This window comes from Phenylobacterium sp., assembly GCF_036723115.1.
Taxonomy (GTDB): Bacteria; Pseudomonadota; Alphaproteobacteria; order Caulobacterales; family Caulobacteraceae; genus Phenylobacterium.
In genome coordinates this window covers 1-19,518 of sequence record NZ_DAIMHV010000038.1, presented here as the reverse complement: position 1 = coordinate 19,518, position 19,518 = coordinate 1, and the positions used below count along the sequence as shown (strand labels likewise).

22 protein-coding genes are annotated in these 19,518 nt (G+C 69.2%); 9 read left to right on the top strand and 13 right to left on the bottom strand.

What is annotated here, in order from left to right; genetic code table 11:
- The 3 genes from V7D28_RS06270 to V7D28_RS06260 form a co-directional block, all read right to left on the bottom strand.
- A partial coding sequence (locus tag V7D28_RS06270) for a 3-hydroxyacyl-CoA dehydrogenase NAD-binding domain-containing protein (protein ID WP_333586512.1) occupies positions 1 to 674 on the bottom strand: 674 nt, incomplete at its 3' end.
- 335 nt (positions 675 to 1,009) lie between these two features.
- The gene (locus V7D28_RS06265) at positions 1,010 to 1,942 is read right to left on the bottom strand and encodes an electron transfer flavoprotein subunit alpha/FixB family protein (RefSeq protein ID WP_333586511.1); all 933 of its coding nucleotides are present in this window, start codon (positions 1,940 to 1,942) and stop codon (positions 1,010 to 1,012) included.
- Positions 1,942 to 2,691 carry an electron transfer flavoprotein subunit beta/FixA family protein gene (locus V7D28_RS06260; protein WP_333586510.1) on the bottom strand — a complete coding sequence of 250 codons (750 nt, stop codon included), beginning with the start codon at positions 2,689 to 2,691 and terminating at the stop codon, positions 1,942 to 1,944. The genes V7D28_RS06265 and V7D28_RS06260 overlap by 1 nt, the downstream gene beginning before the upstream one ends.
- A gap of 255 nt (positions 2,692 to 2,946) precedes the next feature.
- Between V7D28_RS06260 and V7D28_RS06255 the strand changes: the two genes are divergently transcribed.
- Positions 2,947 to 3,240, top strand: coding sequence for a hypothetical protein (locus tag V7D28_RS06255; protein ID WP_333586509.1), 294 nt, complete (start codon positions 2,947 to 2,949; stop codon positions 3,238 to 3,240).
- A gap of 15 nt (positions 3,241 to 3,255) precedes the next feature.
- On the opposite strand, the gene V7D28_RS06250 is transcribed toward V7D28_RS06255, so the two are convergent.
- Together V7D28_RS06250 and V7D28_RS06245 are read right to left on the bottom strand one after the other, a co-directional pair.
- Positions 3,256 to 3,834: a cob(I)yrinic acid a,c-diamide adenosyltransferase gene (locus tag V7D28_RS06250; RefSeq protein ID WP_333586508.1), complete on the bottom strand. Its 579-nt coding sequence runs from the start codon at positions 3,832 to 3,834 to the stop codon at positions 3,256 to 3,258.
- Positions 3,835 to 3,841: 7 nt separating this feature from the next.
- Positions 3,842 to 4,045: a twin transmembrane helix small protein gene (locus tag V7D28_RS06245; RefSeq protein WP_333586507.1), complete on the bottom strand. Its 204-nt coding sequence runs from the start codon at positions 4,043 to 4,045 to the stop codon at positions 3,842 to 3,844.
- 397 nt (positions 4,046 to 4,442) lie between these two features.
- On the opposite strand from V7D28_RS06245, the gene V7D28_RS06240 reads away from it, so the two are divergent.
- Positions 4,443 to 5,093, top strand: coding sequence for a TetR/AcrR family transcriptional regulator (locus tag V7D28_RS06240; RefSeq protein WP_333586506.1), 651 nt, complete (start codon positions 4,443 to 4,445; stop codon positions 5,091 to 5,093).
- Positions 5,094 to 5,202: 109 nt separating this feature from the next.
- Complete coding sequence (locus V7D28_RS06235) at positions 5,203 to 5,841, top strand: TetR/AcrR family transcriptional regulator (protein WP_333586505.1); 639 nt, start codon at positions 5,203 to 5,205, stop codon at positions 5,839 to 5,841.
- On the opposite strand, the gene V7D28_RS06230 is transcribed toward V7D28_RS06235, so the two are convergent.
- Positions 5,807 to 7,456, bottom strand: a complete 1,650-nt coding sequence (locus tag V7D28_RS06230; protein ID WP_333586504.1) for an acyl-CoA dehydrogenase family protein — start codon at positions 7,454 to 7,456, stop codon at positions 5,807 to 5,809. The genes V7D28_RS06235 and V7D28_RS06230 overlap by 35 nt on opposite strands.
- Before the next feature lie 74 nt (positions 7,457 to 7,530).
- Between V7D28_RS06230 and V7D28_RS06225 the strand changes: the two genes are divergently transcribed.
- A complete protein-coding gene (locus V7D28_RS06225) occupies positions 7,531 to 8,157 on the top strand; it encodes a glutathione S-transferase family protein (RefSeq protein WP_333586503.1) in 627 nt (208 codons plus the stop codon).
- A 7-nt stretch (positions 8,158 to 8,164) separates the two neighbouring features.
- On the opposite strand, the gene V7D28_RS06220 is transcribed toward V7D28_RS06225, so the two are convergent.
- Entirely contained in the window at positions 8,165 to 8,962 is a 798-nt protein-coding gene (locus V7D28_RS06220; RefSeq protein WP_333586502.1) for an alpha/beta fold hydrolase, read from the bottom strand.
- An 80-nt stretch (positions 8,963 to 9,042) separates the two neighbouring features.
- Here V7D28_RS06220 and V7D28_RS06215 point away from each other — a divergent pair, with 80 nt between their 5' ends.
- Positions 9,043 to 10,029, top strand: a complete 987-nt coding sequence (locus V7D28_RS06215; RefSeq protein WP_333586501.1) for a hypothetical protein — start codon at positions 9,043 to 9,045, stop codon at positions 10,027 to 10,029.
- A 5-nt stretch (positions 10,030 to 10,034) separates the two neighbouring features.
- Here V7D28_RS06215 and V7D28_RS06210 read toward each other — a convergent pair whose 3' ends face one another.
- The 3 genes from V7D28_RS06210 to V7D28_RS06200 form a co-directional block, all read right to left on the bottom strand.
- Entirely contained in the window at positions 10,035 to 11,138 is a 1,104-nt protein-coding gene (locus tag V7D28_RS06210) for an aromatic ring-hydroxylating dioxygenase subunit alpha (protein WP_333586500.1), read from the bottom strand.
- 99 nt (positions 11,139 to 11,237) lie between these two features.
- Entirely contained in the window at positions 11,238 to 11,843 is a 606-nt protein-coding gene (locus tag V7D28_RS06205; RefSeq protein ID WP_333586499.1) for an ATP-dependent Clp protease proteolytic subunit, read from the bottom strand.
- Between the two features lie 63 nt (positions 11,844 to 11,906).
- Positions 11,907 to 13,367 (bottom strand): M20 family peptidase, encoded by a 1,461-nt coding sequence (locus tag V7D28_RS06200; RefSeq protein ID WP_333586498.1) that lies wholly within the window; start codon positions 13,365 to 13,367, stop codon positions 11,907 to 11,909.
- A gap of 95 nt (positions 13,368 to 13,462) precedes the next feature.
- Here V7D28_RS06200 and V7D28_RS06195 point away from each other — a divergent pair, with 95 nt between their 5' ends.
- The 4 genes from V7D28_RS06195 (at position 13,463) to V7D28_RS06180 (ending at position 16,358) form a co-directional block, all read left to right on the top strand.
- Positions 13,463 to 14,212 (top strand): extensin-like domain-containing protein, encoded by a 750-nt coding sequence (locus V7D28_RS06195; protein ID WP_333586497.1) that lies wholly within the window; start codon positions 13,463 to 13,465, stop codon positions 14,210 to 14,212.
- A gap of 78 nt (positions 14,213 to 14,290) precedes the next feature.
- Positions 14,291 to 15,043, top strand: coding sequence for an extensin-like domain-containing protein (locus V7D28_RS06190; RefSeq protein WP_333586496.1), 753 nt, complete (start codon positions 14,291 to 14,293; stop codon positions 15,041 to 15,043).
- A gap of 102 nt (positions 15,044 to 15,145) precedes the next feature.
- Positions 15,146 to 15,907, top strand: coding sequence for an SDR family oxidoreductase (locus tag V7D28_RS06185; RefSeq protein WP_333586495.1), 762 nt, complete (start codon positions 15,146 to 15,148; stop codon positions 15,905 to 15,907).
- Entirely contained in the window at positions 15,888 to 16,358 is a 471-nt protein-coding gene (locus V7D28_RS06180; RefSeq protein ID WP_333586494.1) for a GNAT family N-acetyltransferase, read from the top strand. Before V7D28_RS06185 ends, V7D28_RS06180 begins: the two co-directional genes overlap by 20 nt.
- Here V7D28_RS06180 and V7D28_RS06175 read toward each other — a convergent pair.
- From V7D28_RS06175 to V7D28_RS06165, 3 genes are all read right to left on the bottom strand, one after another.
- Positions 16,331 to 17,527 (bottom strand): aminotransferase, encoded by a 1,197-nt coding sequence (locus tag V7D28_RS06175; RefSeq protein ID WP_333586493.1) that lies wholly within the window; start codon positions 17,525 to 17,527, stop codon positions 16,331 to 16,333. The two genes, V7D28_RS06180 and V7D28_RS06175, sit on opposite strands and share 28 nt — an antisense overlap.
- A gap of 36 nt (positions 17,528 to 17,563) precedes the next feature.
- Positions 17,564 to 17,959: a PAS domain-containing protein gene (locus V7D28_RS06170; protein ID WP_333586492.1), complete on the bottom strand. Its 396-nt coding sequence runs from the start codon at positions 17,957 to 17,959 to the stop codon at positions 17,564 to 17,566.
- A gap of 136 nt (positions 17,960 to 18,095) precedes the next feature.
- Positions 18,096 to 19,518 (bottom strand): globin-coupled sensor protein (locus tag V7D28_RS06165; RefSeq protein ID WP_333586491.1); only part of this gene is annotated, 1,423 nt, incomplete at its 5' end.

The window sequence follows — 19,518 nt, the reverse complement described above, 5'->3', positions numbered from 1 at the left end:
TGGTTGGCGCCCAGCTTCATGGCCGTGTCGATGGCCTCCACCGTGCCCACGCCCTCATAGAGGGTGTAGATGGCCTCATTGATCATCGGCACCAGGACCCGGTTGACGATGAAGGCCGGGAAGTCCTCGGCGTTGGCGGTGGTCTTGCCCAGGGAGCGGGCGAAGTTGACGGCGGTCTCATAGGTGACCGCGTCGGTGGCGATCCCCCGGATGATCTCCACCAGATTCATCCGCGGCACCGGATTCATGAAGTGCAGGCCGATGAACCGCTCGGGCCGGTCCGTGGCCGAGGCCAGGCGGGTGATGGAGATGGACGAGGTGTTGGAGGCCAGCAGGGTCTGTTCGGACAGATGGGGCGCGAGCGCGCGGAAGATGGTCTTCTTGACCTCTTCGTTCTCGGTGGCCGCCTCGATGGCCAGGTCGGCGGCGCCTACCGCCTGAAGCTCGTCGGCGGCCTTGATCCGACCCAGGGCCGCGTCCATGGCCGACTGCTCAATGGTCCCGCGGGAGACCTGACGGGCCATGGCCCGCTCCACATTGGCGAGGCCCGTCTCGATCCGCTCGCGGCTGACGTCGTGCAGCAGCACGTCGTAACCGCCCAGGGCGCAGACGTGCGCGATGCCGGAACCCATCTGGCCAGCGCCGATGACGCCGACAGATTTGATCTCAACCATATCCATTCGCCCCGATCTGCGGACGGCGTTCGCCGTCTCTGGTCTGTGACGGCTTTCTAACATGGGGGGGCGCCAGCAGGCCAAGGGCTTTATGCTGCGCCGCAATGTGAACGGGGTTCGCCCTGTGGCGCCAAAGCCTCAAGGTCTTCTGATCGCCCAAGGAAAAAGGCGGCGCCAGGGGGGCGCCGCCTTTCGATTTCCTCCCCAGACTGGGGCGTCATTCGTTGAGCGCGTTCCGATAAGTGGGAACCGGTTATCGGATCGAAACGCGCTCAAGCCTTTGAGTTTAGAGCCTGACTCAACGATCAGACGGTTCCGTCTGATCGCATCAGGCTCTAGCCGAGGGCTGACATCAGCTCGGGGACGGCAGACTTATAGTCGGCCACCAGGCCATAGTCGGCGACCTGGAAGATCGGCGCATCGCCGTCCTTGTTGATCGCGACGATGATCTTGGAGTCCTTCATGCCGGCCAGGTGCTGGATGGCGCCCGAGATGCCGATGGCGATGTAGAGCTCCGGCGCCACCACCTTGCCGGTCTGGCCGACCTGATAGTCGTTGGGGGCGTAGCCGGCGTCCACCGCCGCGCGGCTGGCGCCCACGGCGGCGCCCAGCTTGTCGGCCAGGGGCTCGATGACCTTCTGGAACTCCTCGGCCGAACCCATGGCGCGACCGCCGGAGACGACGATCTTGGCGCCGGTGAGTTCCGGACGTTCGGACTTCACGATCTCTTCGGTCACGAACTTGGTGGCGCCCGCGCCGTCGCCGGCGCCGACCGATTCCACCGAAGCCGAGCCGCCTTCGCCGGCCGCCTTGAAGGCGGTGGGACGGACGGTGATCACCTTCTTGGCCTCGGAGGACTGCACCGTCTCCAGGGCGTTGCCGGCATAGATGGGCCGAACGAAGGTGGAGGCGTCCACCACTTCGACGATGTCGGAGATGTGGGAGACGTCCAGCTTGGCCGCGATGCGGGGCGAGAAGTTCTTGCCCTGCGAGGTGGCCGGGGTCAGCACGGCGTCATAGCCGGCGGCGAGCGGGACCACGCAGGCCTCGACCGCTTCGGCCAGGCCGTGGCCCAGGTCGTCGCTCTCGGCCAGCAGGACCTTGCGCACGCCTTCGATCTTGGCGGCGGCCTCGGCGGCGGCCTTGGCGTCCTTGCCCATGACCAGGACGTCCACATCGCCGCCCATGGCCTTGGCGGCCGAGACGGTCTTGTGGGTGTTGTCGCTGAGCGCGCCGGCGTTCAGGTCGGCGATGACGAGTACGGCCATTAGAGCACCCCCGCTTCGTTCTTGAGCTTGGCGACCAGGTCGGCCGCGGTTTCCACCTTGATGCCGCCGCCGCGCTTCGGCGGCTCGGTCACCTTGACCACCTTCAGCCGCGGCGCCGTGTCGACGCCGTAGGCGCCGATGTCCTTGGTGTCGAGCGGCTTCTTCTTGGCCTTCATGATGTTCGGCAGCGAGGCGTAGCGCGGCTCGTTCAGGCGCAGGTCGGCGGTGACGATCAGCGGCAGCGGGGCCTCGATGGTCTGCAGGCCGCCGTCCACCTCACGGGTGACGCTCGCCTTGTCGCCGGAGACCTCCAGCTTGGAGGCGAAGGAGGCCTGCGGCCAGCCCAGCAGGGCCGAGAGCATCTGACCGGTGGCGTTGTTGTCGCCGTCGATGGCCTGCTTGCCCATGACCACCAGGTTGGGGCTTTCCTCGCCGATGACGGCTTTCAGCACCTTGGCCACGGCCAGCGGCTCGAGGTCGGCGTCAGTCTGGACCAGGATGGCGCGGTCGGCGCCCATGGCCAGGGCGGTGCGCAGGGTCTCCTGCGCCTGGGCCGGGCCGATGGACACGGCCACCACCTCGGTGGCGACGCCCTTTTCCTTCAGGCGCACCGCCTCTTCGACGGCGATTTCGCAGAAGGGGTTCATGGACATTTTGACGTTGGCGAGATCCACGCCCGTCTCGTCCGACTTTACCCGCGGCTTGACGTTATAATCGATCACCCGTTTGACCGGGACCAACACCTTCATGAGGGCCTCAATATCGCTTTGCGGAAGAATGAGTCGGATGGGGCATAACGTTTCTCACGCGCTTTGCAAGCCGCAGCACTGGGGCAAATTGCGCCCCCAACGGGCCGCGGGGTCCCTCTCAGGCAGCGTGGCCGTGGCGAGGCGCGGGCCCGGTTCGACCCAACGGCGAGCCCGTTCCGGCCGGCGCTATGTGTCCCGGGCACCTGGCCCGGCGCCCTCTAGCCACGGGCCGAGGGGCCGAATATGAGGCGTTCCATGAGCCGCATCATCGACCGTCTGAAGTTCGCCTTCCTCGCCGTCTTCGCGATCTCCCTGGTCGCGGTCTTCGGCTATCACGCCTACTTCGTGTGGCCGGGGGAACGGTGCGAGGCGCAGGGCGACTGGTGGGATCCCGACGGCCGGGTGTGCGCCCGTCCCGTCCTGATCTCCGACATCACCGGCCGCACGATCCCCGAGCGCAAGGCCGCCGAGGCCCGGGCCGCCCGGGCGGCGGCCGAGGCGCAGGCCGCTCAGGCCGCGGAGTCTGAGGCGGCGGTCGAGGCCCCCTGAGCCCGCGCGGCGGTCTCAGGCCTCGCGGTGGGCGCCGGGAACCCAGAGCACATCGTCGGCTCCGTCGGCATTGGCCCGGCGGCCAGCCACGAACAGCAGGTCTGACAGTCGGTTGAGATAGTGCAGGGCCGGCTCGCCCACCGGGGCGGTCTGGGCCAGGGCCACGGCGGCGCGCTCAGCGCGTCGGCAGACCGTGCGGGCCAGGTGCAGATGGGCCGCGGCCGGGGAGCCGCCGGGCAGGATGAAGGACCGCAGGGGCGACAGGGTCGCGTTCATGGTGTCGATCTCGCTCTCCAGCCGCGCCACCTGGGCCGGCAGGATCCGCAGGGCCTGACCGTCGGCCTCGTCCGGCGCGGGCGGGGTGGCCAGATCGGCGCCCAGGTCGAACAGATCGTTCTGGATGCGCAGAAGGATCCCGTGCAGCAACTCGTCCTGCGCCGTATGCAGCCGGGCCAGCCCCAGGCAGGCGTTGGTCTCGTCCACCGCGCCATAGGCGGCGACCCGCAGATCGGTCTTGGCGACCTCTGAGCCGTCAGCCAGCCGGGTCCGCCCGCCGTCGCCGGTGCGGGTGTAGATGCGGTTCAGGGTGACCATGGGCGTCCTAGCCGCCCGCGTTGCGCCACCACACCGCGAGGACGAGGATCAACACCGCCGCCGCCTGGAGCAGCACCCGCAGGCGCATCAGCTTGTTGGAATAGGACCGGCCGAAATCCCCGCCGCGAAACAGGGCGAAAATCCCCACGCCCAGGGCCGCGGTGACGGCCAGCAGGCTCATGGGGATCAATATCGCGAAGAGCTGGTTCATGGATCCTATTTAAGCCTTGACCGTGGGAAGCGCGAGGGGGCGCGCCCGGCGGGCGCAAAATTGAAGACGCCAATCAGTCGCGCGATTGGATGAGCAGGCTCAGCGAATTCGGTTATGACGGGGCCCGCCCTCGGAAATCCCGCGCCCCGCGCAGGCGACCGGCTTTTCAGCCAAGGGATTTCGCGCCTGCCTGCCCCTTGCCCAGACCCTGCCTCATTCTTCATATGAGGTGCCTTCGGGTTCCATATCGTTGGTAATTGAACGCGCTCGGTGAACATGTCCCCTTGTGAACGACCGCCGTTCGGCGCTAAGAGGGCCAAAATCAACGGCTGGTGACTTCCCCCGGCGCACCTCCCCGGCGCCGCACCATCCGGCTACTTGGAGTGTCAGACTTCCCATGAAGCACGTCGCCTCAGTCGAAGGTCAGAGCGAAACCCGCGTCCGCATGCCGACGCGCCGGGCCCTCGCCAAACAGCAGACCCGCGCCAAGGTCCTGGCCGCGGCCCGCGAACTGTTCAGCACCGCCGGATATGAAGGCGCCACCATTCGTGACATCGCCGCCGCGGCGGGCATGTCCACGGGCGCGGTCTTCGCCAACTTCTCCGACAAGTCCGAACTGTTCCGGGAAATCCTCATCGCCGACCTGGATCAGGTCTATGCCGCCATGGCCGACGCCGCCGGCCGCGCGCGCACGGTGGACGACGCCCTGCTGCGGGCCTTCTCGGCGGGTTATGCCTTCTACAAGGGTCAGATGCCGCTGGCCCGCGCCGCGCTCGGCCTGTCCTGGTCCTTCGAGGACGGCGAGATCCTGCGCAACCTGCCGGCGGTCCAGGCGATCACCGACCTCTTCTCCGAGCAGATGGCCCTGGGCGTGGAGCGCGGTGAACTGTCGCAGGAATGCGAGCTGAAGCTGCGCAGCCAGATGCTGTTCGACGCCTATCTGGCCAATTATCCGCAGGCGATCTTCGCGGGATGGGGCCTTGAGGCGCTCCAGGCCCGCGCCAAGGACCAGATCCGCGTGATTCTGGCCGGGGCGCGTCGCGGCTGAACCTGACGGCGGCGGTCGTCGCAGACTTGCGCCGACCGCCAGCCATGGTCCAGCTTCGGACCGTGGCGCCTCAAGAAGAGGCGCGCCGTAAGCGCGTCCGGGGGGAAGCTTGAATCTGCGGCAGACTCAGAAGGAAGCCACGCGCCGGCGCGTCCTCGACGCGGCGAGGGAGCTGTTCGAAACCGTCGGCTATGACGAGACCACGGTGCGCGAGATCGCCACCCGGGCCGGCGTGGCGGTGGGCAGCGTCTTCACCAGCTTCGCCGGCAAGGCCGAGGTGCTCAGCCAGGTGATGGCCGACCGTCTGGAGGCCCTCTATGGCGAGCTGGAGCGGGTCCTGCCCCATCTTCGCGGCTCCACCGCCGATCGCCTGACCTCGATCTTCGCCCTGCACTACGACTTCGAGACCCGGCGCACCCAGCTGTTCCTGGCCCACATCGCCGCGGCCTTCAATTGGCGGCCCGGCTCGCCCGCCACCCCCTATGGTCGAAATCCCCGTCTGCGGGCGATGATCCGCGACTGCATCGAAGAGGGCCGTCGCCGAGGCGACGTGGACGCTCAGGCCGACATCGACCTGGCGGTGGACACCCTGATGGCGGCCTATGCCTGGAACTATCGCCTGGCCGCCTGGGAAGGCGCCTCGGCCGAGCAGATGAGCGCCCTCATGGAGCGCCAGATCACCCTGATCACCGCCGGTCTGGCGCCGGGCGCGGTCAGTTGGCGCTCTCCAGAAGACGCCGGGCGATGACCTGGGCCTGAATCTCGCCCGCGCCCTCGAAGATGTTCAGGATGCGGGCGTCGGCCAGCAGGCGGCTGACCGGCTGATCCACGGCGAACCCGTTGCCGCCATGGATCTGCACCGCATTGTCGGCGCAGGCCCAGGCGATCCGCGCCGCCGTCAGCTTGGCCATGCCGGCCTCCAGGTCACAGCGTCGCCCCTCATCCTTGGCCTGGGCGGCGAACCAGGCGAGCCGGCGGGCGCCCAGCAGTTCGGCGGCCATCATGGCCAGCTTGTCCGCCACCCGCGGGAAGACGGCGATGGGCTGGCCGAACTGGCGCCGGGCCAGGGCATAGTCCAGGGCCAGGTCCAGGGCGTTCTGCCCCACCCCGATGGCCCGGGCCGCGGTCTGGATCCGGGCGGACTCGAAGGTGGCCATGAGCTGGACGAATCCCTGCCCCTCCTGCCCCCCGAGCAGGGCGTCTTCCGGCGCGGCGAAGTCGTCGAAGGACAGGGCGTATTCCTTCATGCCCCGATAGCCGATGACGGCGATCTCCGACCCGGAAAGGCCCGGGGTGGGGAAGTCCTCGGCATCGCTGGCGCGATCCTTCTCCACCAGCAGCATGGACAGCCCGCGGTGGTCGCTCCGTTGCGGATCGGTCCTGGCCAGCAGCGTCATCAGATCGGCGCGGGCGGCGTGGGTGATCCAGGTCTTGGCGCCGTTGATCTTCCAGCCGTCTCCGTCGCGCTCGGCGCGGGTGCGGAGAGAGGCGAGATCCGACCCCGACTCAGGCTCGGTGAACACCGCTGTGGGTAGCACCGCGCCCGAGGCGATGGCTGGCAGCCAGCGGGCCTTCTGGGCGTCCGTACCGTGGGCCAGGATGAGCTCGGCGGCGATCTCCGAGCGCGTGCCGAGCGAGCCCACGCCGATATAGCCCCGCGACAGGGCCTCTGAGACGACGCACATGGCCACCTTGCCCAGGCCCGCCCCGCCATGGTCCTCGGGCAGGGTCAGGCCGAAGACCCCCAGGTCCGAAAGTTCGGCGATGAGCTCCAGGGGGATCAGCTCGTCCCGCACATGCCAGCCATGGGCGTGAGGCGCGATGCGTTCTGCGGCGAACCGCGTGAACTGCGCCTGGATGCCCGCATGGGTATCGTCCAGCCCGCTGGCCTCCAGGGCCGGCGCCCCCCGCGCCTGCGCCAGCAGTTCGACAATCCGCGCCCGGGCGGGCGAGCCGCCGTGGGGCGCCAGATCGGCGATCAGGGGCGCCAGCCGGTGCGCATCGAAGCCCAGATCGGCCGGGCGCGCCATCTCGCCCTGGCTCATGGGAAGCCCCCCGGCCAACTGGGCCAGATACTCGTGCGCCAACAGCAGGGCCGGGCGCGCCGAGGCCTCATTCAGGAGGCCCTGCGACTGCAGCCGCCGGGCCCATTCGGCGGTCTGGCGCAGGGTTTCGGCATAGGCCGCCGCCCAGGCCAGGCCATGGGCGGCGTGCTGGCGCTCATCAAGGCGCCGGCGGTGGACGGTTCCGTCGGGGGCCACCTCCCTGCGCTGGGCGCTGCGGGCCTCCAGGACGCAGGCCTCGGCCGCTTCGGCGCAGGCCTGGAGGACGCCGGCGACATCAGCGGGCGGTTGCGGGGCCATGGCGTCTCCTTGACGAAGCTTGCGACGGGGCGATCCTCACCCCTATACGATGTAAGCCCTCAGGAGCAGCCGTCATGATCGTCGTCCATCACCTCAACGACTCGCGCTCCCAGCGCATTCTCTGGCTCCTGGAGGAGTTGGCGCTCGACTATGAGATCAAGCCCTATCAGCGCGACCCCCAGACCCGTCTGGCGCCGGAGAGCCTGAGGGCGGTCCACCCCCTGGGCAAGTCGCCGGTGATCACCGACGGCGAGGCGACGGTCCACGAGTCCGGGGCGATCATCGACTACATCATCCGCAAGCACGGCGCTGGACGCCTGCAGCCCGCGCCCGGGAGCGCGGCCCATGAGACCTACCTCCAGTGGCTGCACTATGCGGAGGGCTCGGCCATGCTGCCGCTCATGCTGCTCATGTATGTGATGCGGCTGGGGGAGGCCGGCGCGCCCCTGCACGGACGTATCGAGTCCGAGGTGGCCAACCACCTGGCCTATCTCGACCAGGCCCTCGCGGGCCGGGACTATCTGCTGGGCCAGGCGCTCACCGGCGCCGACATCCAGATGAGCTTTGTGGGCGAGGTGGGCCGCGCCTTCGGCAAGCTGGCGGCCTATCCCCAGGCCGACGCCTGGCTGAAGCGCCTGCATGACCGGCCGGCCTACAAGGCCGCGGTGGCCCGGGGCGGCCCCTACGGCCTGGGGCGCTGAACCCGGTCTAGAACCGTTCGGGGAAGGGGTCGTCCAGCAGCCCGTCCAGGAAGTCGAACACCGCAGCCTTGGTGAGCGCGTGGGGGATGGCCGAGAAATGGTCGCATCCCACCACGGTCAGCCCGCGCCCTTGGCCGAACAGATCGGCCAAGCCGTCGGGGTCGCCGGCCCCTGTGTCCCGCGCGCCGGCCACCACCAGGGTCGGCATGGAGAGGCTCGCCAGCGCCTCGGCCTCCAGCGGCGGATTTTCCGCCCTCACAAAGGCCGCCAGGGCCCGACGATCCTCCCCCTGCTCATCGGCGAAGTGGCGGAAGCTGCGCAGCATGGGATGGGTGATGGTCTCCGGATCCTCGGCCAGCATGGCCGCGGCCATGGCGTCGGGCGGATTGGACGAACTGCGCGGCTCCATCAGGCGCTCGCCCACGCCCCCGAGGATCAGATGCCCCACCCGTTCGGGGGCGGCGAGCGCGGCGGCCAGGGCCGTCCGGGCGCCCATGGAATAGCCGAACAGGTCCACCTGCTCGAGGCCCAGCGTGTCCAGAAGGGCGATGACGTCCTGAGCCAGCAGCGCCCGTTCGTAGGCCTCGGGTTCATGGAGCTTGTCGCTCTCCCCATGGCCGCGCTGATCCAGGGCCACGCAGCGCATCCCCCGGCGCTCCAGGGCGGCGTACCAGCCCGTCCGCTTCCAGCCCTCCTTGCGGTTGGACGCAAAGCCGTGAACCAGCACCATGGGCCGGCCGGCGGGCTCGGCGGGGTTCAGGTCGTCATAGGCGATCTCGACGCCGCCGCTGAGAAATCTGGGCATTTAATCACTCGATAACGTAGTTTTCTGAAACTGAGCGACGAATGGTCGCAATCGGTCGACCGCCTTTTTCAGAGGGCTCCATGGACCAGAATTGTCCCGACCGATCAATCGAGCTCACCATGGACCGGATCGAGCGCGAGGCAAAGCGGGCAGCCGAGGCCAAGGCCATGGCCGACCGCTTCGGCGGAGCCGCCGCCGAGGGGCGCGTGGGTCCCGCCGCCGAGGCCGACGCCCTGGCCCGCCGGGTGGCCGAACTGACCGGCTGCCACCGGGCGCCCTATCGTCCCACCGACTGGGCGAGCATCGCGGCCAAGCCCAGAATCCAGGTGATCCGCACCAGCGACCGGGAGGCCGAGGCGCGCCGAGACCTGAACGCCTACCAGCCCTCCTTCTTCGCCCGTCTGTTCGGGCTCGACAGGGACAAGCGCCGGGCGCTGGCGGCCAAGGTGGCCGAGGCGGTGGTTCAGGACGAGCAGGCCTATCGGGCGGCCTGGAAGGTCGCCCAGGCGGAAAACACCCAGATCGACTTCGCCTGCAAGCTGGCCGAGCTCGACCTGCGCACCATCAACGATGCGGTGGGCGAGCATGTGGACCTAGCGCCGACCATCGCCGCAGTGCGTCGCTACAGGTTCGCCACGCCGTCCAAGGGCCGGTTCCAGATCCAGCTGGACGCCTTCGACCTCGTGGATCTGCCCTGCGAGGAAGCCGAACGACAGCCGGAGGGGCGGGCTCTCTTCCGGCCCATGCCGATGGGCAAGCGCCATCAGCTGCAAGGCGCCAATGTCTGCGCCGCGGCCCTGCGGTTCGCCTTGGAAATGCTGGGCTTCCTGCCCCTGGACGAGGTGGAGGTGGTGGTCCACGGCGATCTGCGCGACCCGCAGACCGGCCTCTTCGAACGCTATCCGATCCTCCAGCTGGTGCTGCGGCACGACCAGGCGTCCTCCACGCCCTTCATGCGGGCCGAGCCCATGTCCCTGGCCGCCCAGCTGGGGGCCAGGATCAACTGGACGGTGCAGGCGGGCTTTTCCCCGATTCCCCTGGACGAGGCGCCGCTGGCGGCGCTCTGAACCCCTCAGCTGCGCCAGCGGAGCTGGGCGGGCTCCACGGGATTGGCGAAGGGACGGCCTTCGCGACGGCTCGCCGTCCATTCCCGCTTGAGCTGCTGGTACCACTTGGCCTGACGATCGGCGTCGTCGATCCAAAGCAGGGATGGATCGTAGCGCAGGCCCTCGTTCTGCAGGTTCACCATGTCCCCGTCCTGGCGCAGGAAGGCCCGGGCGCCGGCGGCGATGAAGGGTTTGAGCAGCCAGAAGGCGGGATGGTCGGACCAGACGATCTGGGTGATCCGGGTCTTGCGGTCGTGGATCGGCGTCAGGCAGGTGAGCGACAGCACCTGGCGCGAACCGACGGTGACATGCTCCCAGCGCAGCCCGGGAATGCGGAAGGTGATCTCGGTCAGGGGCTCGCCGCCCAGTATGGCGTAGGCGCGGCTGTTCTTGGACGGTTCGTGCCGCACCATGGCGAAACCCGCCTCGCGGGGCTCGAAGCGCTTGGACTTCTCGTGCTGGCTCTTGGACGAGCGCCACCACCATTGCTGATGCACATAGGGGCCGTGGGCCGGGTCCATCAGCCCCACCACCGCATGGTCGATGTGGCTGTCGAAATCCATGCCGTCCACGAGCTTGGGCGCCCCGCCCACCACGCCGGGGAAGACCGGCGGGGGATGATCGGGCAGCGCCTCGCTGCGAGGATCGGCGGCCATCCAGATGAAGACCAGGCCCTGGCTCTCCTGGACGGGGAAGCGGCGCACCCGGATCTTGGAAACGTCCATGGCCTGGTCGGCCACCAGGGACGGGATGGCGGCGCACACGCCGTCGGTGCGGAAGCGCCAGCCGTGATACGGGCATTCGACGCTCTGCCCGCCATCGGCCTCGCTCACCAGCTTGCCCGCCGACAGGGGCGCGGCGCGGTGAGGGCAGATGTCGCGGATGGCGTAGGCGGCGCCTTTGCGGTCGCGGCCCAAGAGGACCGGCTCGCCCATGATTTCGTAGCGCTGCAGCTTGCCGGGCTTCAGATCCCGCGAAAGGGCCGCAAAGTACCAGATGTCGGTCAGGAAGCCCTCGCCGAAGCGCGAGGTCTGTTCCTTGGAGCGGGTCTTGGTGTCGCCGTCGGCCATGGCAGCCTTCTAGCCGAGGATGTGCCCCCCGGCGCCCATCCAGATCAAAAATGCCCGTCGGGACCGGGCGGCTGCGGGGGCGGCCCGGTCCCGTCAGGTTCAGACCGCCGCGGCGTTCTCGATGATCTTCGAGACGAGCCCGTACTCCACCGCCTTCTCGGCGTTCATCCAGAAGTTCCGGTCAGTGTCGGCCACCACCTTGTCATAGGGCTGGCCGGTCTCGCGCGCGATGATCCGGTTGACCCGCTCACGCATCTTCACGATCTCCTCGGCCTCGATCTCGATGTCCGAGGCCTGGCCCCGCACCCCGCCCATGGGCTGGTGCAGCAGGAAGCGCGTATTGGGCAGGCAGAAGCGGTTTTCCTTGGTGGCGCCCAGGAAGATGTGGGCGCCCGCGCTGGCCACCCAGCCGGTGCCGATCACCTTCACCTTGGGACCGCAGTAGCGGATCATGTCGTGGACGGTGTCGCCGCTCTCCACGTGGCCGCCGGGCGAATTCACGAACACCTTGATGTCCGCGTCGCTCTCGGCCGAAAGGGCGAGGAGCTGGGCGGAGACGCGCTCGGCCAGCCGCATGTCGATCTCACCGAAGATGAGGACGGTGCGCGACTTGAAGAGCGCGTTCTGCACGGGACCGGCCGTCATCGGCATGTCCGGCAGGCGGCCTTCTTTGTCGTCGTCTTCGTCTTCGAGGCGGAAACCCATTACGCTCTCCTAAATTCATCTGCGAGGCGGAACGTGCGACCTCGCGCGCCCCGCCGCAAGGGGTCAGCGCGCAGCCGTCGCGATCAGCCGCCCATAGAAGCTGATCATTCGTTCCAGATTGGTGAGCGTCATACGCTCATCCACGCCATGGATCATCGCTGTTTCGGCCATGGTCAGGGTGATGGGCTGGAATCGGTAGGTGTCGGCGGTCACCTCGGCCAGGAAGCGGCTGTCGGTCCCCCCCACCAGAAGGCCAGGCGCCAGGGGCGCGCCGCTCACGTCAGCGGCCAGGGCGGCGATCACCTGCCATGCCTCCGACGTGGTGGAGGAGACCGGCGAGGGCTCCTGAGGGGTTCCGGCCCAGGCCAGGCTGACCGGAAGGTTCCCCACCGACTGTTCGGCCCGCGCCATCACCGTGGCGGCGCTGTCGCCCGGGGCGATGCGATAATTGATCCAGGCCCGCGCCTGCCGGGGCAGGACGTTCTCCTTGTCGGCGCCCTCCAGCATGGTGGGGGCGATGGTGGTGTGCAGCAGGGCCGCGCCTGACGGGGTGGCGGCCATCTGGTCGATGAGCAGGGGGCCGGTGGCCCAGGTGTTGGCCAGGGCCGCGCGCAGGGGCAGGCCCCCCTGGGCGCCCAGCACGGCCAGCATGTCCGCGCCCGGCCCCTGCAGGCGCATGGGGAAGGGGTTGTCGGTGATGGCCGCCACCGCCTGGGCGAGGGTTCCCACGCTGGTCTGGGGCGGCGGGCTCGAAGAATGCCCGCCCTCGCCCCGGGCGGTGACCACCAGGGTGGCGTATCCCTTTTCCGCCACGCCGATCAGGGCCGCAGGTCCCCCGGTGAGGGGATTATCGGCCACCACCAGCAGCCCCTCGTCCAGGACGAACTGCGCCGTCTGGCCCCGCGCCCTGAGCAGGGCCGCGGCGGCCTGGGCGCCGGTTCCTTCGACTTCCTCGTCATGGCCGAAGACCAGCATGACCTTGCGCCTGGGCTGGAAGCCCGACCGGGCCAGGGCCTCTGCGGCCTCCATCAGCCCGATCAGCGAGCCCTTGTCGTCCACCGCGCCGCGGCCCCAGACCGCGCCGTCGGCCACCACGCCGCCGAAGGGCGGATGGGTCCAGTCGGCCTCGTCGGCGGGCACCACGTCCTGGTGGGCCATGAGCACGATGGGCGCCAGGTCGCCGTCGCGGCCCGGCCAGGTGAAGACCAGGGTGTGGCCCGCGATCACCTGCCGTTCCATGGCCGCATGGGCGGCGGGATAGGCCTGCTGAAGCCAGGCGTGCAGGCCCTCCCATTGCGACAGGTCGTTCTCGGCGCTGTCCTGGTGGCTGACCGTCCTGAAGGTGATGGCGTGCGACAGCCGCCGGGCGGCGGCGTCCAGGTCGAAGTCCGGCGCAGGCGCGAGGTCGAGCCCCTTCGCCACGACCACCGGCGGCGACCAGAGCGCGGTGCGCACGCCCGCCACCGCCGCTACAGCCAGTACGACCGCGCCCAGCGCCAGGCCCAGTCTTGCGGCCATGCTCATGGCGATCCCTCCCCCAAGGTCCGGCGCGACCATAGGCGCGGGCCTGCGTCGGGAAAAGCGTTGAACCTTGGCCGGGGCCGGCCGTTCTCGGACCCGTGCCCTGGAAGGAATGGATCACGCGGCTGAAGCCGGCCTCGCCGGAGGCCCTGGCTTTTGGCGGCCTTTGGGCCAGCCTGCTCGATCTCGCCCTGGTGGCGGTGGTCCTGGGGGTGGCGATAGACGCCCACGCCCCGCCGCAGGACCTGGCCTGGAAGCCTTTGCGCCTGTCCGACCCGCCGGGCCTGGCCACCGCCGCCAAGTTCCGCGCCGCGGCCGCCGATCCGGACCTCTGCCGCCAGGTGCTGGCCGAGGGGGGCGTCGCCTTCACCGATCAGCCTGACCGGACGGACGGCGCCTGTCCGCTCACCAACACCCTGCGGCTGGGCGCAGGAACCACGCCGCTGGCCCCGGCCGGGCCGGTGATGACCTGTCCCCTGGCCCTGGGCTACGCCTTCTGGGACCGTCATGTGCTCCAGCCCGTGGCGCAGACGGCTGCGGGCGCGGCGGTCTCGCGGGTGGAGCATTACGGGGTTTTCGCCTGCCGCAATGTCTATGGCCGCAGCGAGGGCCGGCGGAGCGAGCACGCCAGCGCCAACGCCCTGGATGTGGCCGCTGTGGTTCTGGAGGATGGCCGGCGGCTGAGCGTTCTGGGGGACTTCAATGACGACGGTGACGGCGGAACCCTGATGCGGGCGGCGCGCACCGGCGCCTGCGACTATTTCCGGGCCGTCCTCAGCCCCGACTACAACGCCGCCCATGCCGACCATCTGCATCTGGATTTCGGCCGTTTTCGCCTCTGCCGGTAGGCCGTTAACCATAGCTCGCCCGATCCAGGCCAGGCGGGTAAGCTCGACGCCTCCTCGAAGACGTCCTCTGCAGAGTCCATGGCCGGCTATCGCGCTCCCCGTCACCCCCAGGTCGAAGACCATGCGCGGCGCCAGACCCGGATCGCCCGCCTTGTCGGTCTGGGGCTGATGTGGATCCTGGTGGCGCTCATGGCCCTGGTGGCCGAGCGCACCATTCCCCGCCAGCACCTCCCCTGGAAGCCGCTCAGCGTCGTCGATCCCGTCGGCGCCGCCACCAAGGCCAAGGCCGCCAGGGCCGGGGACGACCTGGCGGCCTGTCAGGCCATCCTTTCCAATGGCGGTCTTGCGTTCCGTCGGGCGGAAGAAAGCGCCGAGGGGTTCTGCTCGGTCCGCGACGCCCTGGAGTTCACGGGAGGAATGGCGCCCCTCTCGCCGGCCGAGGCGCCGATGACCTGCAAGCAGGCCCTGGCCGTGGCGATCTGGGAGCGTCAGGTCGTCCAGCCTGCCGCCTTCGAAGCCTTCGGCCATGCGGTGGTCGCCGTGGAGCACTACGGTTCATTCTCCTGCCGGCGGATCTATGGCCAGCAGGCCGGTCCGGTCAGCGAGCACGCCAGCGCCAACGCCCTCGACGTTTCCGCCTTCCGCCTGGCCGACGGGCGGACGGTGAGCGTCAAGGACGACTGGGATGACCCGGGAGCGAAAGGCCGGTTCCTGCGTGCGGTGCGCGACGGCGCCTGCCGCGTGTTCCTCACCACCTTGTCGCCGGACTACAACGAAGCCCACGCCGACCACTTCCACCTGGACATGGGCGGACGTCCGCTCTGCGCATGAGTCCCTGGTGTTCGCCGCGGGCGGCCCCCGCCTTGACCCAGCGTCGGGCGGCGCCGCAAATGGCGCCCATTCAAACAAGCATTTCAATCTGGGAAGCGCGCCATGGAACTGTTCGACCTGACCGGCAAGGTCGCCGTGATCACCGGATCCTCCCGCGGGATCGGCAAGGCCATCGCCGAGCGGATGGCCGACCATGGCGCCAAGGTGGTGATCTCCTCCCGCAAGGCCGGCCCCTGCGACGAGGTGGCTGCGGCGATCAATGAGAAGCATCCCGGCGCGGCCATCGCCGTGCCCGCCTCGATCTCGTCCAAGGACGACCTGCAGCGCCTGGTGGACGAGACGGTCAAGGCCTTCGGCAAGATCGACATCGTCGTCTGCAACGCCGCCACCAACCCCTTCTTCGGGCCCATGTCGAAGATCGAGGACGACGCCTTCCGCAAGATCCTGGACAACAATATCATCGCCAACAACTGGCTGATCCAGATGGCCGCGCCGCAGATGCGCGAGCGCAAGGATGGGGCGGTGATCATCATCTCGTCCATTGGCGGCCTGCGCGGCTCCACCGGCATCGGCGCCTACAACATCTCCAAGGCCGCCGACTTCCAGCTGGCCCGGAACCTGGCCGTGGAGCTGGGACCCGACAATATCCGCGTCAACTGCATCGCGCCGGGCCTGGTGAAGACCGACTTCGCCAAGGCGCTCTGGGACACGCCCGAGGCCGAGAAGCGCTCCAGCGCCAACAACCCCCTGCGCCGCCTGGGCGAGCCCGACGACATCGCCGGCGCGGCGGTGTTCCTGGCGTCGAAGGCCGGGGCGTGGATGACCGGACAGGCGATCGTGGTCGATGGCGGCGCCACCTGCTGAGCCCGCGCCGGTGTTCGCCTTCGCGCCGGCGAAGGCGAGCGACCTGGCCTGGCTGACCGAATTGCGCCTGGCGGTGATGGCCGAGAGCTTCAACCGCATCGGGCGCTTCAACCCGGGTCGCGCCCGGGCCTGGTTCGCCGAGACCTACCGCCCGGAGACCACCCGACTGATTCAGGTGGGAGACGAGACGGCGGGCTGCGTGGCCTTCCACGAAGTCGAGCCCGGCGTGCTGAAGCTCGAACACTTCTATCTCGACCCCCGCTGGCAGGGGCGGGGGCTGGGCACGGCTGTTCTGGACGGCCTGCTGGCCGAGGCGGACGCCGCGGGCGCGCGGGTGATCCTGACCGTCCTGCGCCAGAGCGACGCCCAGCGGCTCTATGAGCGCCGCGGCTTCCAGGTGACCGGCCGCGACGACCTGGACGTCTATATGGCGCGCCCCGCAGGCGGCTGACCCCCCGGCCGCGCGGCCAGGTCGCGCGCCCTGGCCAGGCGCACGGCGCCGGCCTCCAGGGTCTCATCGGCCTTGGCGAAGCACAGCCGCAGGATCGTGGTCACCGGCTCGGTCTCATAGAGGGCCGAGACCGGAATGGCGGCCACCCCGGCCTCGCGCACCGCCAGCAGGGCGAAGTCGCGATCGCCCAGTCCGACCCCCGAGGCGGCCAGGTCGACATTGAGGAAATAGGTGCCGGACGAGCGGAGGACACGAAACCCCTCGCGCTCCAGGGCCTGGGCCAGACAGGCCTGGCTCGCGGCCAGGGTGCGGGGCATGGTCCTGAACCAGTCGGCGCCGGTCTCCAGTCCGAAGGCCGCCGCGGTCTGGAGATTGGGCGGGGTGGTGAAGGTCAGGAACTGGTGGGCCTTGGCCACCAGGCGCGCCAGGGGCTCTGCGGCGCAGACGAACCCGACCTTCCAGCCCGTCAGTCCGAACATCTTGCCCGCCGAGCCGATCTTCACGCAGCGGCCCGCCATGCCGGGGAACGCCATCAGCGGCCGATGGACGGCGGGGCCGAACACCACCTGTTCCCACACCTCGTCGCAGACCGCGATCAGGTCGTTCGCCACGCAGACCTCGGCCAGGATGGTCAGGTCGTCATGGGAAACCACCACGCCGGTGGGATTGACCGGGTTGTTCAGCACCACGAACCGGGTCCGGGGGGTGATGGCCGCCTCCAGCATGGCCCGGGTGAAGCGCCAGTGGGGCGGGGACAGGGAGATCAGCCGGGGCGTCCCGCCGGCCCGCCGGATCAGCGGCAGATAGGCGTCATAGAGGGGCTGGAAGACGATCACCTCGTCGCCCGGCTCGATCAGGGCCAGGAAGGTCGCGGCCAGGGCCTCGGTGGCGCCGGAGGTGATCACCACCTCGGTCATCGGATCGAGCGCCAGTCCCTGGGTCCGGTGATAATGGCCGGCCACCGCGGTCCGCAACTCGGGCAGGCCGGCCATGGGCGGATACTGGTTATAGCCTTCCAGCACCGCCTCGGCGGCCTTGCGCCGAAGGGCCTCGGGGCCAGGATCGTCGGGGAAGCCCTGGCCCAGATTGATGGCCCCATGGGCGCGGGCCAGCCCGCTCATCTCCTCGAAGACGGTGGTGGGCAGCGCTGAGAAGGTGGCGTCGGGCATGGGGCGTCCGGATCGGTCAGGGCCGCCTGCGTCCGGTCACGTCGCCATCACCTTGCGGCGGCCGGGCCTGCGGGTCCGTTCCTTTTCGAAGGCGATGGCATAGATCACTTCGCCGGCCTTGTCCCGGATCGGACGGATCTCGATCTCGCAATCATAGACCTCGCCATTCTTCCGGTAGTTCTTGACCATCACCTGGCAGGGTTCGCCGCGACGCAGGGCCTGGGCCATGGCCTTTCGGCTGGCCACAGTGGTCGCGGGGCCCTGGAGGATGCGCGGCGAGCGTCCCACCATCTCCTGGCGGTCATAGCCGGTCAGCCGGCTGGCTGCGGCATTGGCGTAGAGCACGGTGGGGCCGGGATAGGCGAAGTCGGCATCGGTGAGGATCACCGCGAACTCCACCTCGGCAAAGGCCCTACGAACAAAATCCAGCACGCCTGGCGCCCTCCGACACCTCTCGGGAGCGCGTTCCGATAAGGGGGATCCGCTTATCGGAAGCGAAACGCGCTCAAGTCTCTGAGTTTAGAGCCTGATTCAGCGATCAGCCGACTCGGTCCGATCGCCCCAGGCTCTAGCCTATCGCCAGGGAGAGGCGCGATTGCAACGCCCTGGCGCCGTGAGCCTGTCTCTGCACCTGGGCGCCGCCCTGGCTGATCTGGAAATAAGCCACGAGGCGAGAGAGCTCCGCCGACTGGGTCTGCAGGCTGGCGGCCGCGGCGTTGGACTCCTCGGCCATGGCGGCGTTGTGCTGGGTGGTCTGGTCCATCTGCCCCACCATGGCGTTGACCTGGGTGAGATTCTCCGACTGGTCCCGGGCTGCAGCGGCGATGTCGGCGATGAGGCCGTCGATATGGCCCACCCGATCGACGATGCTGTGCAGGGCCGAGCCCGTATCCTTCACCAGCCGGGCGCCGTGCTCGACCTCGCTGCTGCTGCCGGCGATCAGGCCCTTGATCTCCTTGGCGGCCTCGGCCGAGCGCTGGGCCAGCGCGCGGACCTCCTGGGCGACCACGGCGAAACCCTTGCCGGCGTCCCCGGCCCGGGCGGCTTCCACGCCGGCGTTCAGGGCCAGCAGGTTGGTCTGGAAGGCGATCTCGTCGATCACGCCGATGATCTGACCGATCTGGGTGGACGAGGATTCGATGCGCTGCATGGCCGCGATGGCCTGGCCCATGATCTCGCCCGAGCGCTCGGCGTCGGCCCTGGCGGTGGAGGCCGCCTCCGCCGCCTGACGGGCGTTGTCGGCGCTCTGGCGCACGGCAGAGACGATCTGGCCCACAGTGCCCACCGTCTCGGTCAGACTGGCGGCCTGCTGTTCGGTTCGGCGGGAAAGGTCCTGCGAGGCCGAGGTGATCTCCTCGGCGCCCCCGGCCATGGTGTCGGTGGCCTGACGGATGGCCTGCAGCGCCTTGGCCAGGCTGTCCACCGCTGCGTGGTAATCCGAGCGCAGCTCGCTGTACTCCACCGGCATGTCGTCGGGCATTTCGTGGGTCAGGTCGCCGCGGCTCAGGGCGGCCATGGCCTCGCCCACCGTCTTGACCACCCCCTGGCGCTCCTTCTGAAGCACCTCGGCCTCGGCCTTGGCGCGGGCCGCCTCGGCGGCTTCCAGATAGACCGAGATGGCCAGGTCCATGTCCAGCATCACCGCCTTGGCGATGGCGCCGGCCTGGGCTTTCAACGCGGCGGCGCTGGCGGTGCGGTTGAACAGTCCGCCCTTGGGCCAATGGGCGTCGATGAGCTCGCCCAACAGGTGCTCAAGCACCAGGGCGTAGCCGCCGATATACCAGCGCGGCTCCAGGCCGATGCGCGCGTGGGTTTCGCCCACCTTGGTGACCGCGGCCGTGAAGTCGGCGTCGAAGCGGCCGGCGGCGATAGACTGCCAGTGGCCGATCTGACGGGTGCGGGCGCTGGAGATATGCTCCTCGCCGGCGAAGAACCGGCGGGTCTCCGGCGTGGCCCTCACCTGGTCGTAGAAGGCGTCCAGGGCGGGGGGG

Coding starts and splice junctions, on each gene's coding strand:
- V7D28_RS06265 (WP_333586511.1), bottom strand. CDS start 1,942: ATGGCCGTACTCGTCATCGCCGACCTGAACGCCGGCGCGCTCAGCGAC.
- V7D28_RS06260 (WP_333586510.1), bottom strand. CDS start 2,691: ATGAAGGTGTTGGTCCCGGTCAAACGGGTGATCGATTATAACGTCAAG.
- V7D28_RS06255 (WP_333586509.1), top strand. CDS start 2,947: ATGAGCCGCATCATCGACCGTCTGAAGTTCGCCTTCCTCGCCGTCTTC.
- V7D28_RS06250 (WP_333586508.1), bottom strand. CDS start 3,834: ATGGTCACCCTGAACCGCATCTACACCCGCACCGGCGACGGCGGGCGG.
- V7D28_RS06245 (WP_333586507.1), bottom strand. CDS start 4,045: ATGAACCAGCTCTTCGCGATATTGATCCCCATGAGCCTGCTGGCCGTC.
- V7D28_RS06240 (WP_333586506.1), top strand. CDS start 4,443: ATGAAGCACGTCGCCTCAGTCGAAGGTCAGAGCGAAACCCGCGTCCGC.
- V7D28_RS06230 (WP_333586504.1), bottom strand. CDS start 7,456: ATGGCCCCGCAACCGCCCGCTGATGTCGCCGGCGTCCTCCAGGCCTGC.
- V7D28_RS06225 (WP_333586503.1), top strand. CDS start 7,531: ATGATCGTCGTCCATCACCTCAACGACTCGCGCTCCCAGCGCATTCTC.
- V7D28_RS06220 (WP_333586502.1), bottom strand. CDS start 8,962: ATGCCCAGATTTCTCAGCGGCGGCGTCGAGATCGCCTATGACGACCTG.
- V7D28_RS06215 (WP_333586501.1), top strand. CDS start 9,043: ATGGACCAGAATTGTCCCGACCGATCAATCGAGCTCACCATGGACCGG.
- V7D28_RS06210 (WP_333586500.1), bottom strand. CDS start 11,138: ATGGCCGACGGCGACACCAAGACCCGCTCCAAGGAACAGACCTCGCGC.
- V7D28_RS06205 (WP_333586499.1), bottom strand. CDS start 11,843: ATGGGTTTCCGCCTCGAAGACGAAGACGACGACAAAGAAGGCCGCCTG.
- V7D28_RS06200 (WP_333586498.1), bottom strand. CDS start 13,367: ATGAGCATGGCCGCAAGACTGGGCCTGGCGCTGGGCGCGGTCGTACTG.
- V7D28_RS06190 (WP_333586496.1), top strand. CDS start 14,291: ATGGCCGGCTATCGCGCTCCCCGTCACCCCCAGGTCGAAGACCATGCG.
- V7D28_RS06185 (WP_333586495.1), top strand. CDS start 15,146: ATGGAACTGTTCGACCTGACCGGCAAGGTCGCCGTGATCACCGGATCC.
- V7D28_RS06180 (WP_333586494.1), top strand. CDS start 15,888: ATGGCGGCGCCACCTGCTGAGCCCGCGCCGGTGTTCGCCTTCGCGCCG.
- V7D28_RS06175 (WP_333586493.1), bottom strand. CDS start 17,527: ATGCCCGACGCCACCTTCTCAGCGCTGCCCACCACCGTCTTCGAGGAG.